This window comes from Oscillospiraceae bacterium (assembly GCA_025757985.1).
Taxonomy (GTDB): Bacteria; Bacillota; Clostridia; order Oscillospirales; family Ruminococcaceae; genus Gemmiger.
This window is the reverse complement of the sequence record CP107210.1, coordinates 1,271,954-1,288,365: the sequence shown is the minus strand read 5'-3', so window position 1 is coordinate 1,288,365 and position 16,412 is coordinate 1,271,954. Positions and strand designations below refer to the sequence as shown.

Here is a 16,412-nt window from a genome sequence, read left to right as displayed (position 1 = left end):
ACAATGGCTGAATTCAATGCAATGGACACCGCCGCCTTCAAGGGCGTGTGGGTTTTCTGCGAGCAGCGCGAAGGCGAGATCCAGTCCATCAGCTATCAGCTGCTGAGCGAGGGCCGCAAGCTGGCCAACGACCTTGGCGTTGAGCTGGCTGGCGTTGTCATGGGCAGCGGTCTGGCTGAGGCTGACCTCAAGACTCTGGGCGGCTACGGCGCTGACCGTGTTTACAATATCGACAGCCCCCTGCTGAAGGACTACACCACCGATGGCTATGCCAAGGCGCTGTGCGACCTCATCATGGACAAGAAGCCCGAGATCATGCTGATCGGCGCGACCAACCTGGGCCGCGACCTCGGCCCCCGCTGCGCAGCCCGTCTGCACACCGGCCTGACTGCCGACTGCACCCATCTGGACGTTGATGTCGAGAAGTACAAGAACTTCCTGCGCACCACCTCCAACATTGATGTGGACAACACCAAGTTTGAGGAGAACACCAACCTGAAGATGACCCGCCCCGCATTCGGCGGCCACCTGATGGCTACCATCATCTGCCCGCGCTTCCGCCCGCAGATGTCCACCGTCCGCCCCGGCGTCATGCAGATGCAGGCGTTCGATCAGGCCGGTGCTGATAAGGTCGTCATCGAGAATGTTGCGCCCGCTCTGACTGCCGACGACATCCATGTTCAGGTGCTCGACATTAAGAAGAGCGCTGAGAAGCTCGTTGACCTGATCGGTGCTGACGTTGTCGTCGCCGTCGGCCGCGGTATCTCCGCTGACCCCGAGAAGGGCATCAAGCTGGCTGAGGAGCTGGCCGAGGCTCTGGGCGGCGTTGTCGGTGCTTCCCGTGCCGTCACCGATGAGGGCTGGCTGAGCGCTGACCATCAGGTCGGCCAGACCGGTAAGACCGTGCATCCCCGCATCTACGTTGCCCTGGGCATCTCCGGTGCCATCCAGCACGTTGCCGGTATGCAGGACTCCGAGAACATCATCGCCATCAACAAGAACGAGAACGCCCCCATCTTCGACGTTGCCACCTACGGCATCGTCGGCGATCTGTACAAGGTCGTTCCCGAGCTGATCAAGGAGATCAAGGCTGCCAAGGCCTGATTCCGCCTGTAAACAACAAGAGCCGTGCCCCGCAAAGGGCACGGCTCTTTGTTTTTTGTATCGCTCAGTCTGCCACAGCCGGGGCGGACAGCAGCTCCGGGGGCAGCTCACTCTCGTCCTCATTGACGAGAGAGTCATCGACATCAAATGTCGCATCAAAGGCTTTTGCGGCGGCATCCGCCAACAGATCGACATCGACCAGCTCACTGTCTGCCATGACATACAGCAGCTTATCATCAAAGCTGACCACGCGGGCCTTATCTGCCTCCACGCAGACCCACTTGCGCATGCTGATGTTTTCCTCCATCGAATCGGCGATCTCGCGGGCATCGGCCTTGTCCTTGAGGCGCAGCAGCACTAGGCTGTACGCCTGACTGCCGGTCATCGGCTCGCTGACTACGGCGGCGTCCACCTTGCCCACATTGTCCGCAGTCAGCCCCGCCAGATAGCCGTACCAGCTCTCATCGGTCAGGTCAACAGCCACCGTCTCGATGCCCATCGCCTCAACAGGCTGAAGCTGGTAGATCGCGTCCACCATACCGCTCAGCTCCGCGTCCGGCTGCGGCTCGGCGGTCTCACCGGTATCCTCATCGTCAACGCTGAACTCCGGGTCCAGCTCCGCGCCTTCCTCAGGTCTTGTGGCAGGTTGGTTCGCCAGATCATCGCTGTCAGCCTTCTGGCTACCGCAGGCAGACAGAAGCAGAGAGGTCAGCAGGGCTGTTGCAAAAAGCAGCTTTTTCATCGTAAAATTCCTTTCTCGGTCAAAATTTCGTCAGGGGCAAAGCGGGCATCCCAGTCATCGGCAGGTAAGTCCGCCAGCAGGGCCGCCGCCGGGCAGAGCAGCAGCCTTTCCCCCTTATATTGTGCCAGAAAACGGTCATAATACCCACCGCCGCGGCCCAGCCGCACGCCGTCCGTCCCGGCCGCAAGGCAGGGGATCAGCGCCAGCGTGGCAGCATACCCGCCGGGGTCGGCGGCGGGCCGGTCTGCGGGCGGCTCCGGGATGCCGTAGGCACCGGGCTGCAGCAAAGACAGGCTCGGTATCTCCACCCAGTCCATCTCGGTGCGGCTCCGCACACGGGGCAGCAGCAGCCGTTTGCCGTCCGCCAGCGCTTGGCGCAAAATGGCCGCTGTGTCCGGCTCGTCCGGCATGGCTGCAAACGCCAGCACTGTGTCGGCCGCCGCCCAGCAGGGCAGGGCAAACAGCGCCCTTGCCATACCGCAGCCGACAGCCTGCATATCCAGCTCGGCGCGCCGGGCCTTTGCCAGCGCGCGTGCCTCCCGTTTTGTCATTGTACATCCCACCTTTTGAGGTATCATACCATATCTGCCCTTACCCTACAAGACGGAAAATAACCGCTGTTGTTACAGCAGCGACAAAATTTTTCCGCCATCTTGCCCGCAGAGGCAGAATAGAGTATAATATAAGCTGTATCGTTATGTATATGCTGACATTTATATAAAAAGGAGATTCAACCTCATGAGCAAGTTTAATTTTATCAAGACCGACATTCCCGAAGTGCAGATCATCGAGCCGACCGTTTTTGGTGATGACCGCGGCTATTTTATGGAGACCTACCAGATCGACGATTTTGCCGCCGCAGGCATCGACAAGCCTTTTGTGCAGGACAACCAGAGCCGCTCCACCAAGGGCGTACTGCGCGGTCTGCACTTCCAGACCAAGCACACTCAGGGCAAGCTGGTCCGTGTGACGCTGGGCGAGGTGTTTGATGTGGCCGTTGACTGCCGCCCCAACAGCGCGACCTTCGGCAAGTGGGTCGGCGTGACTCTCTCGGCCGAGAACAAGAAGATGCTCTGGATTCCCGAGGGCTTTGCCCACGGCTTTGTCGTGCTGTCCGATGTGGCCGAGTTCTGCTACAAGTGCACCGACGTCTACGACCCCACCGCCGAGGGCGGCATCCCCTACGATGACCCGACCGTCAATGTCCAGTGGCCGGACTGCGGCTGTGCGCACAAGACCAGCGCCAAGGACAAGGAGCACACCCCCTTTGCCGACCAGAAGTTTGAGTATTTTGAGAAGTATTGAGGATACACCGTGGAGAAACTGAAAAACACCTTTGCCGGTTTCTGGAAGTACCGCTATCTGCTGCAAAACCTGATCTCCCGCGATTTTAAGCTCAAATACCGCCGGAGCGTGCTGGGCGTGGCGTGGAGCGTGCTGAACCCCCTGCTGACCTGTCTGGTCATGTGGGCCGTGTTCGGGGCGCTGTTCAATGTGCGCGGGCAGGGGATTGAGGATTTCCCGCTGTTTCTGATCATCGGCCAGCTGATGTTCAACTTCTTCCGCGAGAGCACGACCATGGCCATGGAGAGCGTGCTGAAAAACGGCCCGCTGCTGCGCAAGGTCTATATCCCCAAATATATCTTCCCTCTGGAGAAATGCTGCTTCGCGCTGGTGAATTTCTTCTTCAGTCTGGTGGCTCTCTTCATTGTGGCGCTGCTAACGTGGTCGCACATCTCGATCGGGACGGTGCTGCTGGCCATTTACCCCATCGTCATGCTGTTTATTTTCAGCCTCGGCATCGGGCTGATCCTCTCCACGATGTATGTCTTTGTGCGCGACATCATGCACATCTGGGAGGTTTTCTGCACTCTGCTGGTCTACGGCAGCGCCATCTTCTACGACCCGCGCCAGATGGAAAGCTGGATGCAGTTCGTCATCAACCTGAACCCCATCTACTGGTACATCACCTCGGTGCGTTCCTGCGTCATGTGGGGCGAGGGCCTGACCGCAAACATGCTGCTGATCCCGTTCCTCTGCGCCGCACTCAGTCTGGGACTGGGTATTTTTGTCTTTAAAAAATATCAGGACAAATTTGTCCTGTACATGTAAGGGGGCATCGAAATGGCAGAGCAGAAACCCATTATCTCGATCGACCATGTTTCGATGCGCTTCAACCTCGCCAAGGAAAAGCACGAGAGTCTCAAGGAATACTTTGTGGCGCTGCTGCACGGTGGTGTCCGGTTTGATGAATTCTTTGCGCTGGACGATGTATCGTTTGATATTATGCCCGGTGACTTCTACGGCCTGATTGGGCTGAACGGCAGCGGCAAGTCTACGCTGCTGAAAGTCATTTCCGGCGTGTATAAGCCCAGCGCGGGCAAGGTCACGGTCAACGGCACCATCGCACCGCTTATCGAGCTGGGTGCCGGCTTTGACATGGATCTGACCGCGCGGGAGAACATCTATCTGAACGGCACTGTCCTCGGCTACACGCCGAAGTACATCGACTCGAAGTTTGATGACATCGTTGATTTCAGCGAGCTGCAGGATTTCCTCGATGTACCGCTAAAGAACTACTCCTCCGGCATGGTAGCGCGGCTGGCCTTTGCCGTGGCCACCATGACAAAGCCCGACATTCTGATTGCCGATGAGATCCTGTCGGTGGGCGATTTCCTGTTTCAGGAAAAGTGCGAAAAGCGGATGGCAGAGCTGCTGTCCGGCGGCACCACGGTCATTTTGGTCAGCCACTCGATCGACCAGATCGAGCGCATGTGCAACAAGGTTGCCTGGCTCGACCACGGCCACCTGCGCCGCCTCGGCCCCACCAAGGAGATCACAGCCGAGTACCGTAAATTCGAGAAAAAGGACGCCATGCCGGCAAAAGTCACCGAGGAATAAATCATGCCTGAAACTTCCCATAAGAAACCCGACAACGAGCGCCCTGCCGATCTGGCCGTACAGGACAGTGTGGGCGGGATGGCGCGCCGCCTTTTGAACCCCGCCCATCTGCGAGATCTGGCCGGCCGCAGCGTCAAGACCCTGCGGGAGCAGGGCGCTGAACAGCTGTGGCGTGATGTGAAATTCCGCGTCGGGCTGGCGATGCACCACGATGATTGGCGGCACCGGGCAGACATCCCGCTGCGCCGCGAGCTGAAGGCCCAGCGCGCCGCCGCCCTGCAGGGGCCGCAGATCAGCATCATCGTGCCGCTCTACAACACCCCGGCAAAATTTTTTGATGAGATGCTGAACAGCGTTATCAGGCAGACCTACACCAACTGGGAGCTGGTGCTGCTGGATGCAAGCGATGCCGACAAACGGCTGGAGCGCCGACTGCCCAGGCAGGTGCCGGGCACCATCGTGTATGAGTGCATCGAAAACGGCGGCATCGCGGCCAACACGACCCGCGGCTTCGCACTGGCCCACGGCGATTTTATTGCCCTGCTGGACCATGACGATGTACTGTATCCCAACGCCCTCTTTGAGGTTGTGCAGACCATCCAAAGCACCGGAGCAGATTTTGTCTACAGTGACGAAATCGTTCTCTCGGCTGATTTAAAACAACTGGGCGGGTATCACTTCAAGCCGGATTTTGCACCGGACTATCTGCGCGGCGTGAACTTCATCACCCATCTGGCGGTGTTCAGCCGCCCGCTGCTGGACGCGGCAGGGGCCTATGAGTCCAAGGAGTTTGACGGTGCGCAGGATCACGACCTAATTCTTCGCCTGACCGAAAAAGCACATCGCATCGAGCATATCAAAAAGGTGCTCTACATTTGGCGCGGCCATGCGGGCTCGACCGCCGCAGGCATGGAGGCGAAGCCCTACGCCATCGCGGCGGGGGAGCGCGCCATCGACGCGCAGCTTGAACGCCTCGGTCTGCCGGGGCACGCGATGGCCGTGCCCGACGCGCCCGGCGCGTTTCAGGTGCGGTACGAGCTGACGGGGCACCCGAAAATCAGCGTGCTGATCCCGAACAAAGACCACACCGACGACCTTGACCGCTGCCTGACGAGCCTGTACAAGAACGCGGGTTACGACAATTTCGAGGTCATCGTCATTGAGAACAACTCCACCGACCCGGCGACGTTCGCCTACTACGAGATGCTGCCCAGCCGCTTTACCGACTGCCGCGTCGTCTACTACAAGGGCGCGTTCAACTTCTCGGCCATCAACAACTTTGGCGCGACCTTCGCCGAGGGTGAGCACCTGCTGCTGCTGAACAACGACATCGAGGTGCTGTCCCACGACTTTCTGCGGGAATTGCTCAGCTACAGCCAGCGCCCCGACGTGGGTGCGGTGGGCGCGAAGCTCTACTACCCCGACGACACGATCCAACACGCAGGCGTGCTGATGGGCATTAACGGCAGCGCCGGGCACAGCCACAAGAGCTACCCGCGCACCGCCGTCGGCGATATGTACCGCCTTGTGACGACACAGGATTACATGGCCGTTACGGGCGCCTGCCTGATGACGAAAACCGCGCTGTACCGTGAATGCGGCGGTCTGGACGAGGAAAAATTTGCCGTTGCCTACAACGACGTGGACTACTGCCTGAAGCTGTGGCAGAAGGGGCTGCTGAATGTCTACACGCCCCGCGCCGAAGCCTACCACTACGAGAGCAAAAGCCGCGGCCTTGACACCTTGAGCGAGAACACCAAGCGCTACGAGCGGGAAAAAGCGAATTTCTACGCGAAATATGCGCAGTACATCGACAATTACGATCCCTATTACAACCCGCATTTCAACAATTTGTTTGAAAATTTCGGGTTGAAGTGAGGAGGTGTTTTGCATGGAAAATAAGTTTGATACCCAGTTTTTAATCGAAGGCCACGACCTCGACGAGGACACCATCCACGACGGCATTTTGAACAGCGCCAAGGGCGATTGCCTGTTGGTCGTCGGCGACGAGGATGTCGTCAAGGTGCATTACCACACCGACACCCCGTGGAAGGTTTTGGAGTACGCCGCCGCCCTCGGCGAATTGAACACCATCATCGTAGAAAACATGGAGCGCCAAGCAAAAGGGTTGCACGGGTAAATTGGCAAGGCGCAAGGTTAACCGCCTGACGGCGTATGATTACGCCCAAAACGGTGCGTATTTCATCACGATTTGCACGCATGGGCGGCAGAAAATTTTGTGGAAAAGCGATGTCCTTACGGCGGTTGAGGATGTAGGGGCGCACACTGTGCGCCCGCGCCTTGCCCCGGAGTTATCGCCTTACGGGAAAGCCGTTGAAGATGCCATTTTGCAGATTTCCATTCGGCATCCCGCAGTAAAGTTAATAAAATATGCCGTAATGCCAAATCATGTTCATTTATTGTTGTTGATTCAGCGGGAACAGGGCGGGCGCACACTGTGCGCCCCTACAATTTCACTGGTCATCAAACAGATGAAAGAGGCTGTCACGAAAGCGATTGGCTGCCCCATCTGGCAAAAATCCTTTCACGACCACGTTGTGCGTACCGAGCATGGATATGCACAGATTTGGCAGTACATCGACACGAATCCCCAACTCTGGCACAAAGATTGCTTTTATGAGGAGCCACCCCATGAGCCTTGAAACAAAACGCATCAAAGAGCTGTTCGGCTATGCGCGGACCCTGACAAAGGAACAGGGTGTCGGCGTCATGGCCGGGCGTGCCGTTGGCTTTTTTAAGCGGCGGTTCTTCGGCAAAAAGGCGCGGTATCTGCCGTCAAAGCAGACGCTGGACGCCCAGCGCGCCGATGCCGCCGCAAATGCCGCAGGCTGGCCGACCATCAGCATCCTGACCCCGCTGTACAACACGCCGCCGCAGTTTTTGCAGCAGCTTCTGGACAGCGTGCAGGCCCAGACGGCGCCCAACTGGCAGCTTGTGCTGGTCGATGCCAGCGATGACGCCCACGCCGATGTCGGCAGGGCTGTGCAGGCGCGCGCCGCGCAGGATTCCCGCATCGTCTATGCCAAAATCAAAAATGCGGGCATCGCCGCCAACACGAACGAGGCGGCCAAGCTCGCCACCGGCGACTATTTAGCCCTGGCCGATCACGATGACATGCTGGCCCCCCACGCAGTGTACTGCATGAGCAAGGCCCTTGCCGAAAGCGGTGCGCCCTTTGCCTACAGCGATGAGGCCTTGTTTGAGAAAACGCCCGAGCACCCGCGTGTCGGCCACTTCAAGCCCGACTACGCGCCGGAGTACCTGATGGCGGTCAACTACATCTGCCATCTGGCCGTCTTCAAAAAAGCGTTGTTTGACACCGTCGGCGGCGAGCGCCCGGAGTGCGACGGTGCGCAGGATCACGATCTTTTTCTGCGCCTTGTGGATGAGATGCAGCGCAGTGACCCTGCCGCCAAACCGCTGCACATCCCGCAGGTGCTGTACTATTGGCGCGTGCATGCGGCATCCACCAGCGGCGGCACGGCAGCCAAGCCCTATGTTGAGCAGGCCGCACAGCGGGCCGTAGCCGACCATCTGACCGCCACCGGGCGGCAGGGCAGGGTGGAGGCTGGGCTTTTCCCCGGCACCTGCCATGTGGTGTGGGATATTCCCGAACCGGAGCCGCTTGTCTCGATCCTGATCCCGAACAAAGATCACACCGATGATCTGGAGAAGTGCCTGCACAGCATCTACGCCAAAACGACCTATGAAAACTTCGAGGTCATCGTCATTGAGAACAACTCGACCGACCCGGCCACGGCAGACTACTACAAGCGCCTGCCCGACCGGTACGACCACGCCCGCGTTGTGACCTACAAGGGCGGGTTCAACTTCAGCCGCATCAACAATTTCGGCCGCAAGTACGCGGCGGGTAAATACCTGCTGCTGCTCAACAATGATGTCGAGGTCATCAACGGTGACTGGCTCACCCAGATGGTGGGGGAGTGCAGCCAGCCCGGTGTCGGCATCTGCGGCGCGATGCTCTACTATCCCGATGACACGATCCAGCACGCCGGCATCATCACGGGGCTGGGCGGCTATGCAGGCCACAGCCACAAGTACCACAAGCGCGGCGGCAGCGGGTACATGTTCCGGCTGGCCACCGTGCAGGATCTCTCCGCCGTGACCGCCGCCTGCCTGCTGGTGCGCACTGCCGTCTACGATGCCGCCCATGGTCTGGACGAGGAGTTCACCGTTGCCTACAACGATGTGGACTTCTGCCTGCGGGTGCGGGACGCCGGCTGGCGCATCGTCTGGACCCCCTACGCACAGCTGTATCACTATGAGAGCAAGTCCCGCGGCTCCGATGAAAACGACCCGGCCAAAAAGGCCCGCTTTGACGCCGAGCATGACCGCCTGTATGCGGTCCACGGGCGGGAGAACATCCTGCATGACCCCTACTACAGCCCGTCGCTGTCGCTGGATTATGAGGATTTCCGTGAGAGCGGGGATTTGCGGAATCTGAAATGAGTTGATTGCCTTCCCCCGTGGGGGAAGGTGCCCGAGGCCCCGACCGAGGGCGGATGAGGGGCGGGTTTGCCCTATTGCCCGTCAGTGGGAAATTCCCGGTAAGTTTGCCCCTCATCAGTCAGCGGGCGGGGCCGCTGACAGCTTCCCCCCCTCTGGGGAAGCCATACTGACAAAAAACGCACGCCGTAAATTTCACGGCGTGCGTTTTTATTATTCTTTTTTATCCGGCGGGAACTCACCCTGCTTTTCGGCCTCGAGGCGGCTCAGGCGGGCCTCCAGCTCGGAGATGCGCTGGTTGACGATATCCGGCAGATCCTGCTGGTCGAGGTCGTCCGCCGGGCAGCACTTGACATTGCCCACACGCACGATCTCCGCCGGGACGCCGACCGCTGTTGCGTTGGCGGGCAGGTTTTTCAGCACAACGCTGCCTGCACCCACGCGGACATTATCGCCGATGTAGACCGGGCCCAGCACCTTGGCCCCGGCACCGATCAGCACATTGTTGCCCAGGGTCGGGTGGCGCTTGCCGGTATCCTTGCCGGTGCCGCCCAGCGTAACACCGTGATAGATCGTGCAGTTATCCCCGATCTCTGTCGTCTCACCAAAGACGATGCCCATGCCGTGGTCGATGAAAAGCTTGCGGCCGATTTTGGCACCGGGGTGGATCTCGATGCCGGTCAGATGCCGCGCCAGCTGGCTGACAAGGCGGGCCAGAAAAAAGCAGTGGTGACGGTACAGAAAATGGGCGATCTTATGCGTCACCAGCACATGAAAGCCCGGATACAAAATGATGACCTCCGCGACATTGCGCGCCGCAGGGTCCTTATCGCGGATGTTTTTTGCGTCTTCCCAAAGCCCCATAATTCTTTTCCTCTTTGCTTTACGATACTTGTTTATTAGTATATCACAATCCCGGGCAGAGTGCAACGCGGGATCGTTGCGGATCCTTCAACTTTTCCCGCAGCACCGCCCTTGCAAAATGCCGCGCTGCTTTGTATACTGATGGTATCATAAAGGAAAAGAGGCTGCATGGTCATGGATCATCAGAACATCCGCTTTCATAATGTCGAGGAGCTGGAACCGGTCGAGGGCGGCTGGCTGCTCCGCCGCATCGGTGCCGCAGCGCGCGCCCGCATCAGCCCCGGTGTGCAGGAAAACTGCTTTGCCACCGGCATTGAGCTGCGCTTCACGATGCCGGACGGCGCAGTCGATCTGCTGCTGAAAACCATCCCCCAGGCCGAGGCCGCCACCGCCCACATCTTCTTCGGCTCATTTCAGGGCGGGTGGGAGTACTCCTCCAAAAACATCGGCGCGGATGTGACCCGCATCCACATCGAATACCCGGCCAAGCTCGCCACGCTGCGCCGCATCACGGCGGAAAAGCAACTTGCCTTTGCGCCCGAGGTCGTGCGGGTCGTGCTGCCCTATGTGCCGGTGATCTTCGCAGGGGTCGAGGGCCGGACCGCCCTGCCCGCCGCCGACCAGCTGCCGCAGAAAACCTATCTGGCCTACGGCTCGTCCATCACGCACGGCAGCCTCTCGCTGATCCAGCCGGATTGCTATGTGTTCCGCAATGCGCAGGCGCTTGGGGTCGATTATCTCAACCTCGGCTTTGCCGGCAACGCTCTGATGGAGGAGGAGATGGCAAACTACCTCGTATCGCGCAGAGATTGGGACTTTGCCTCGGTGGAAATGGGCATCAACACCACCGAGCGGGTGAAAGAGTTCCCGCTCGAGGTGTTTGAGGAGCGGATCGACCGCTTTACCGCCGTGCTGGCCCGCGATCCGCGGCCGGTGTTCGCCACCTCGTTCTTCGGCTATCTGGATGAGGACACCGACCGCACCGACAAGATGCGCCGGATCGTGCGGCGCTATGCCGCCGAGCGGCTCATCTTTACCGATGGCCTGCAGCTGCTGGACGATGAGACCCTTATCTCGGCAGACGGCACCCACCCCGATGCCCGCGGGCAGGAGCAGATTGCCGCACGCTGGAGCCGCATCATGGCGGAAACGCTTGCCAACCGCACGGCGCGGTGAGTTTTTTGGGCGTTTATCATTTTGTACAAAACTCGGCGTAAAAATCCATAAAATCCTTACTTTCGCAATCCGGGCGTTTGCATTGACACTGCCGTCCCTACATGGTACAATTAAGTAAAATCCATGTAAGAATTCGGGGAAGGAGTGTGCCGCAATGATGATGCAGTTTGTTTCTTGCTTCAAAATTCACAGTGCCGTGTTTTTTCCCGTTTTCAAAACCGGTGCTTCTTTTTGACTTTTCCCGTCTGGGAAAAGTTTTTTTTTGCCCAAAAGCGCGCCCGCAGGGGCGTGCCGCAAATCTGGTAGAGTATATCTCAGGAGGTTCCCACTATGCTGATCCGCAACGCAAGGGACTGTGCAGGCAAGCCGATCGAGGTCTGGCTGCGCGACGGAAAAATCGCCGCTGTCGGTCTGGGCCTGCTTGTCCCGGAGGGGGAGGAGCTGCTCGATGCCAAGGGCCGCACGATCCTGCCCGCCTTCCTCGACACACACTGCCATTGGCGCACCCCCGGCTTTGAGTACAAGGAGGATATTTCCACCGGCTCTGCCGCAGCCGCTGCCGGCGGGTATACCTTTGTGAACCTGATGCCCAACACAAAGCCGGTCTGCTCCAGCGCCGAAATCGCCCACGCCGTTGAGGCGGAGGCCGCCCGCGTAGGGCTGTGCGATGCCAACCAGACCGTCTCGATCACGAAGGACTTTGACGGCAAAACGCTCGACCACCTGATGACGCTGCCCGAGGATGTCAAATTCATCACCGAGGACGGCAACGGCGTCATGAACAACGCCGTCATGGCGCGGGCGTTCGCCATCGCCACCGAGCGCGGCCTGACCATCATGTCCCACGCCGAGGACCGCGAGATCAGCCCGTGGGACTACCGTCTGGCGGAAAACATTGAGACCGTGCGCAACTGCCATCTGGCCGAATACTACGGCACCCGGCTGCACATGTGCCATGTTTCCACCAAGGAGTCCGTGGACGCCATCCGGATGAGCCGCCTGCGCGGTGCGCGTGTCAGCTGCGAGGTGACCCCCCATCACCTCTGGTTTGATGACAGCCGCCTGCAGTACAAGGTCAACCCGCCCATCCGCAAGGCGGAGGATGTGACCGCCCTCATTGAGGCCATCAAGGACGGCACCGTGACCTGCATCGGCACCGACCACGCCCCCCACACCGCCGAGGAAAAGGAGAAGGGCGCCGCCGGCATGGTGGGCCTTGAGACTGCCTTCGGCGTCTGCTACACCAAGCTCTGCCGCGAGCAGCGCCTGCCGCTTGAGCTGCTCAGCTTCCTGATGAGCGCCGGCCCCGCCGCCGTGCTGGGACTGGCCGACCGCAAGGGCATGCTGGAGCCGGGCTATGATGCCGATGTCGTGCTGGCGGATCTTGACCATATGTATGAGGTCAAGGCCGATGAGCTACACAGCAAGAGCAAGAACTGCCCTTATGATGGTGCGCTGCTCTACGGCAAGATCGTGACAACGATCAAGGGCGGGAAGGTTACGTTCCAGATCGAAGAATAATACCGCTTTACGTGTAAAACACCCGTAGGGGCGCATTCCATATGCGCCCGTGCAAGGCTGCCGCTGGCACGACGCCGCGGGCGGATATAGAATCCGCCCCTACGGATTCCACATCATATAAGAAGGCAAACCAAAACGGAGGAATCAGCATGCTTACCAACATGGACAAACTGTACGAGAGCGTTGCCGCGAACGGCCCTGTCTGCGTGGGTCTGGATACCGAGATCAGCTACCTGCCCACGACCGACACCGCCAAGACAGCGGGAGAGAATGTCGTCGCATTCAACCGTGCCCTGATCAACGCCACCAAGGGCGTGGCCGGCTGCTACAAGGTGCAGATCGCCTACTATGAATCCCTCGGTCTGGACGGCATGCGCGCCTACGCCGAGACACTGAAGCTTGCACGCGCCACCGGCCTGCCGGTCATTGCCGACATCAAGCGCGGCGACATTGCCAAGACCGCCGAGATGTACGCCAAGGCACACTTTACCGGCGACTTTGAGGCCGACATCATCACGCTGGCCCCCTATATGGGCCTTGACTCGATCAGCCCCTATCTGCCGTACTGCGCCGAGCAGGGCAAGGGCGTCTTTGTCCTGTGCCGCACCTCCAACCCCGGCGCGAAGGACTTTGAGTACAAAAAGCTCGATGACGGCCGCCATGTTTATGACCTCGTCGGCGACAGCCTGACTGCCCTCGGCAAGGACTACATGGGCGAGCACGGCTACTCCAGCATCGGTCTCGTCATCGGCGGTACCCATACCGAGGAAGCCACCGCCATCCGCGCAGCCTACAAGGACACCTTCTTCCTGATTCCCGGCTACGGCGCACAGGGCGGCAAGGCAGCCGACATTGCCCAGTACCTGACCAAGGGCAACGGCGGCGTGGTCAACTCCAGCCGCGGCATCCTGCTGGCCTACAAGAAGCAGCCCGGCGTTGCCTTTGACGAGGCCGCCTACAACGAATGTGTGCGTATGCGGGAGGATATTCAGGGTGAATGCAACAAGCTGTGATTTGAAGGTCCTGCGGCAGGAGACTGTCGCAGCCGACATCATGCGCCTGACGGTCCAGTGGCAGGATCCCAGCCGTGAGCCCCACGCGGGGCAGTTCTACATGCTGCGCGCCTGGGCAGCCGATGCCACACCGATTCTGTCCCGCCCCATCAGCGTGGATGACTTTGACAACCAGACCGGTGCGCTGACCTTCCTGTATCAGGTCAAGGGCGAGGGCACCCGGAAGCTGGCCGCGCTGGCGGCAGGGGACACACTGACAGTGACCGGCCCCTGCGGCAACGGCTTTGACACCGCCGCGCTGGCGTCTGCCCACAAGCGCATCGCCGTTGTCGGCGGCGGCATCGGCACGGCACCGCTGCTGCTGCTCTGCAAGGAGCTTTGCCGCGCCGGTGTGCGCCCCGACCTCTATGTCGGCTTCCGCGATGCCTCCTACGGCATGGAGAGCTTTGTGCCTTGGTGCCACAGCATCCATCTGGCTACCGATTCCGGCAGTGAGGGGCATCACGGCCTTGTGACAGACCTGCTGGATGTCACGCACTACGACATTGTGCTGACCTGCGGCCCGATGGTCATGATGCGCGGTGTGGCAAAGCTCTGCGCCGCTGCCGGCGTACCCTGCCTCGCCAGTCTGGAAAAGAAGATGGCCTGCGGTCTGGGTGCCTGCCTCGGCTGCACCTGCCACACCAAGATCGGCCCCGTGACCGTCTGCAAGGATGGTCCGGTCTTTAACGCACAGGAGGTGTTTGACTGATGGCAGACCTACATGTTGATTTTCTCGGCAAGCAGCTGGCCGGGCCGGTTGTGGCTGCGTCCGGCACCTTCGGCTTCGGCCCTGAGTATGCGGGCATCGAGGATCTGCGGCTGCTCGGCGGCATCTCCGGCAAGGGTCTGACCCTGAACGGCCAGCCCGGCAACGAGGGTGAGCGCCTGTACGAGACCCCCTCCGGCCTGATGAACTCCATCGGCCTGCAGAACCCCGGCGTACAGCATTTCATCGACCATGAGCTGCCCGCCATGCGCCAGTGCGGCACGACCGTCTGGGCCAACCTCGGCGGCCACACTATCGAGGAAAATATCGAGGGCGTGGCTATGCTCTGCGCCGCCGGCGTGGACTTCATTGAGCTGAACATCAGCTGCCCCAATGTCAAACAGGGCGGCCTTGCGTTCGGCATCCGCGTGCAGGACGCCAGCGAGGTTGTCTCCGCTGTGCGCAAGGTCTGCACGGTGCCGCTCATCGTCAAGCTGAGCCCTCAGGCCGAGAGCATCCCGGAGATGTGCAAGGCGGTCGAGGCCGCCGGTGCGGACGCCATCAGCCTGTGCAACACCTTCCAAGCGTGCGCAATCGATCTGGAAAAGCGCCGCCCGGTATTCAACAACACCTTCGCGGGCCTGTCCGGCCCCGCCGTGCGGCCCATCGCCCTGCGGATGGTCTGGCAGGCCGTGGGTGCCGTCAGCATCCCGGTCGTGGGTCTGGGCGGTATCCTGACCGGCCGTGACGCGCTGGAGTTCATCATGGCCGGTGCGACGGCAGTACAGGTTGGCACTGCGAACTTCCTTGACCCGAAGGCCTGCACCCGCATCACCGCCGAGATCGGTGCATGGATGGATGCCCACGGCGTCAAAACGCTGGACGAGATCCGCGGCTGCGCAAGATAAAAGCCTTCCCCCTAGGGGGAAGGTGGCCGAAGGCCGGATGAGGGGCATGCTTGCACCGCCGCCCCTTCACGGGCAGCAACGGCAAAGCCGCCCCTCATCAGTCGGCGGTCAGAGCCGCCGACAGCTTCCCCCTAAGGGGAAGCCCTTGCCAAGACAATTTATTCATACACCTTGCAGTTTTATACGAAATATGCTATGATTATACAAATTATATACAGGAGGAACATACTATGGCACGCGAAGCACTTGAAGTTTTGAAGGAATGTGAAGCATTTTTGGAGGGTCACTTCCTGCTGTCCTCCGGCCGTCACTCCGGCGCTTACTGCCAGATGGCCTTTCTGCAGCAGTACCCCGACAAGTGCGCCGAGGTCATGGCCCCGGTTGCCGAGAAGCTCAAGGAACTGAACATTGACGTCGTAGTCGGCCCCGCCATGGGCGGCATCGTCTATGCCTACGAGCTGGGCCGCCAGATGGGCAAGCGCGCCATCTTCACCGAGCGCGTGGACAATGTTATGACCCTCAAGCGCTTCAAGCTCAACCCCGGTGAGCGCTGCATCATTGCCGAGGATGTTGTCACCACCGGCATTTCCAGCCTTGAGACCAAGCGCGTCATCGAGGAGGCCGGCGGTGTCTGCGTAGGCATTGCCTGCGTTGTGGACCGCACCCGCGCCGAGGCTCCGTCCCCGATCCCCATCGTGGCCAGCGCCCTCAAGCTGGACCTGCCCAACTACGCCCCCGAGGAGTGCCCCATCTGCAAGGAGGGCAAGCTGCCTCTGGTGCATCTGGGCAGCCGCAAGATGAAGGAGGCCGCCAAGCAAACCCTGTAAGCGTTGCTTGTGCAAATAATAAAGAATAAATAATAAATAATAAATTTGGCAGACTGCGTCGCTGCGCTCCGCTTAAGAAACCCCCACATTATTTATTATTTCTTATTTCTTATTTATACT

17 protein-coding genes are annotated in these 16,412 nt (G+C 59.8%); 14 read left to right on the top strand and 3 right to left on the bottom strand.

Annotated elements, in window-relative coordinates; translation table 11 throughout:
• Window positions 1–3: 3 nt before the first annotated feature.
• On the top strand, window positions 4–1,104 hold the full coding sequence (locus OGM67_06520; GenBank protein UYJ35958.1) for an electron transfer flavoprotein subunit alpha/FixB family protein: 1,101 nt from the start codon (window positions 4–6) through the stop codon (window positions 1,102–1,104).
• Between the two features lie 64 nt (window positions 1,105–1,168).
• Here OGM67_06520 and OGM67_06515 read toward each other — a convergent pair whose 3' ends face one another.
• Complete coding sequence (locus OGM67_06515; protein ID UYJ35957.1) at window positions 1,169–1,846, bottom strand: hypothetical protein; 678 nt, start codon at window positions 1,844–1,846, stop codon at window positions 1,169–1,171.
• A complete protein-coding gene (locus OGM67_06510; protein UYJ35956.1) occupies window positions 1,843–2,397 on the bottom strand; it encodes a 5-formyltetrahydrofolate cyclo-ligase in 555 nt (184 codons plus the stop codon). The genes OGM67_06515 and OGM67_06510 overlap by 4 nt, the downstream gene beginning before the upstream one ends.
• 187 nt (window positions 2,398–2,584) lie before the next feature.
• On the opposite strand from OGM67_06510, the gene rfbC reads away from it, so the two are divergent.
• From rfbC to OGM67_06475, 7 genes are read left to right on the top strand one after another with little or no spacing between them, the layout of a single operon-like run.
• Window positions 2,585–3,151: a dTDP-4-dehydrorhamnose 3,5-epimerase gene (gene rfbC, locus OGM67_06505; GenBank protein UYJ35955.1), complete on the top strand. Its 567-nt coding sequence runs from the start codon at window positions 2,585–2,587 to the stop codon at window positions 3,149–3,151.
• Window positions 3,152–3,160: 9 nt separating this feature from the next.
• Window positions 3,161–3,958 carry an ABC transporter permease gene (locus OGM67_06500; protein ID UYJ35954.1) on the top strand — a complete coding sequence of 266 codons (798 nt, stop codon included), beginning with the start codon at window positions 3,161–3,163 and terminating at the stop codon, window positions 3,956–3,958.
• A 12-nt stretch (window positions 3,959–3,970) separates the two neighbouring features.
• Complete coding sequence (locus OGM67_06495) at window positions 3,971–4,747, top strand: ABC transporter ATP-binding protein (protein UYJ35953.1); 777 nt, start codon at window positions 3,971–3,973, stop codon at window positions 4,745–4,747.
• 3 nt (window positions 4,748–4,750) lie between these two features.
• Complete coding sequence (locus OGM67_06490; protein ID UYJ35952.1) at window positions 4,751–6,625, top strand: glycosyltransferase family 2 protein; 1,875 nt, start codon at window positions 4,751–4,753, stop codon at window positions 6,623–6,625.
• Between the two features lie 13 nt (window positions 6,626–6,638).
• The gene (locus OGM67_06485) at window positions 6,639–6,887 is read left to right on the top strand and encodes a kinase to dihydroxyacetone kinase (protein ID UYJ35951.1); all 249 of its coding nucleotides are present in this window, start codon (window positions 6,639–6,641) and stop codon (window positions 6,885–6,887) included.
• A 1-nt stretch (window position 6,888) separates the two neighbouring features.
• Window positions 6,889–7,410, top strand: coding sequence for a transposase (locus OGM67_06480; GenBank protein ID UYJ35950.1), 522 nt, complete (start codon window positions 6,889–6,891; stop codon window positions 7,408–7,410).
• Window positions 7,400–9,238, top strand: a complete 1,839-nt coding sequence (locus tag OGM67_06475) for a glycosyltransferase family 2 protein (GenBank protein ID UYJ35949.1) — start codon at window positions 7,400–7,402, stop codon at window positions 9,236–9,238. Before OGM67_06480 ends, OGM67_06475 begins: the two co-directional genes overlap by 11 nt.
• Window positions 9,239–9,448: 210 nt before the next feature.
• Here OGM67_06475 and cysE read toward each other — a convergent pair whose 3' ends face one another.
• Window positions 9,449–10,099 carry a serine O-acetyltransferase gene (gene cysE / locus OGM67_06470; protein ID UYJ35948.1) on the bottom strand — a complete coding sequence of 217 codons (651 nt, stop codon included), beginning with the start codon at window positions 10,097–10,099 and terminating at the stop codon, window positions 9,449–9,451.
• Between the two features lie 174 nt (window positions 10,100–10,273).
• On the opposite strand from cysE, the gene OGM67_06465 reads away from it, so the two are divergent.
• The 6 genes from OGM67_06465 (at window position 10,274) to pyrE (ending at window position 16,292) form a co-directional block, all read left to right on the top strand.
• Window positions 10,274–11,275 carry an SGNH/GDSL hydrolase family protein gene (locus tag OGM67_06465; GenBank protein UYJ35947.1) on the top strand — a complete coding sequence of 334 codons (1,002 nt, stop codon included), beginning with the start codon at window positions 10,274–10,276 and terminating at the stop codon, window positions 11,273–11,275.
• Window positions 11,276–11,605: 330 nt separating this feature from the next.
• Window positions 11,606–12,796: a dihydroorotase gene (locus OGM67_06460; GenBank protein UYJ35946.1), complete on the top strand. Its 1,191-nt coding sequence runs from the start codon at window positions 11,606–11,608 to the stop codon at window positions 12,794–12,796.
• 149 nt (window positions 12,797–12,945) lie between these two features.
• A complete protein-coding gene (pyrF, locus tag OGM67_06455) occupies window positions 12,946–13,809 on the top strand; it encodes an orotidine-5'-phosphate decarboxylase (GenBank protein ID UYJ35945.1) in 864 nt (287 codons plus the stop codon).
• Entirely contained in the window at window positions 13,790–14,560 is a 771-nt protein-coding gene (locus OGM67_06450; GenBank protein ID UYJ35944.1) for a dihydroorotate dehydrogenase electron transfer subunit, read from the top strand. Before pyrF ends, OGM67_06450 begins: the two co-directional genes overlap by 20 nt.
• Entirely contained in the window at window positions 14,560–15,465 is a 906-nt protein-coding gene (locus tag OGM67_06445; GenBank protein UYJ35943.1) for a dihydroorotate dehydrogenase, read from the top strand. The genes OGM67_06450 and OGM67_06445 overlap by 1 nt, the downstream gene beginning before the upstream one ends.
• 230 nt (window positions 15,466–15,695) lie before the next feature.
• Window positions 15,696–16,292: an orotate phosphoribosyltransferase gene (gene pyrE, locus OGM67_06440; protein ID UYJ35942.1), complete on the top strand. Its 597-nt coding sequence runs from the start codon at window positions 15,696–15,698 to the stop codon at window positions 16,290–16,292.
• Window positions 16,293–16,412 lie beyond the last annotated feature (120 nt).

Coding starts and splice junctions, on each gene's coding strand:
- OGM67_06520 (UYJ35958.1), top strand. CDS start 4: ATGGCTGAATTCAATGCAATGGACACCGCCGCCTTCAAGGGCGTGTGG.
- OGM67_06515 (UYJ35957.1), bottom strand. CDS start 1,846: ATGAAAAAGCTGCTTTTTGCAACAGCCCTGCTGACCTCTCTGCTTCTG.
- OGM67_06510 (UYJ35956.1), bottom strand. CDS start 2,397: ATGACAAAACGGGAGGCACGCGCGCTGGCAAAGGCCCGGCGCGCCGAG.
- rfbC (UYJ35955.1), top strand. CDS start 2,585: ATGAGCAAGTTTAATTTTATCAAGACCGACATTCCCGAAGTGCAGATC.
- OGM67_06495 (UYJ35953.1), top strand. CDS start 3,971: ATGGCAGAGCAGAAACCCATTATCTCGATCGACCATGTTTCGATGCGC.
- OGM67_06490 (UYJ35952.1), top strand. CDS start 4,751: ATGCCTGAAACTTCCCATAAGAAACCCGACAACGAGCGCCCTGCCGAT.
- OGM67_06485 (UYJ35951.1), top strand. CDS start 6,639: ATGGAAAATAAGTTTGATACCCAGTTTTTAATCGAAGGCCACGACCTC.
- OGM67_06475 (UYJ35949.1), top strand. CDS start 7,400: ATGAGCCTTGAAACAAAACGCATCAAAGAGCTGTTCGGCTATGCGCGG.
- cysE (UYJ35948.1), bottom strand. CDS start 10,099: ATGGGGCTTTGGGAAGACGCAAAAAACATCCGCGATAAGGACCCTGCG.
- OGM67_06465 (UYJ35947.1), top strand. CDS start 10,274: ATGGATCATCAGAACATCCGCTTTCATAATGTCGAGGAGCTGGAACCG.
- OGM67_06460 (UYJ35946.1), top strand. CDS start 11,606: ATGCTGATCCGCAACGCAAGGGACTGTGCAGGCAAGCCGATCGAGGTC.
- pyrF (UYJ35945.1), top strand. CDS start 12,946: ATGCTTACCAACATGGACAAACTGTACGAGAGCGTTGCCGCGAACGGC.
- OGM67_06445 (UYJ35943.1), top strand. CDS start 14,560: ATGGCAGACCTACATGTTGATTTTCTCGGCAAGCAGCTGGCCGGGCCG.
- pyrE (UYJ35942.1), top strand. CDS start 15,696: ATGGCACGCGAAGCACTTGAAGTTTTGAAGGAATGTGAAGCATTTTTG.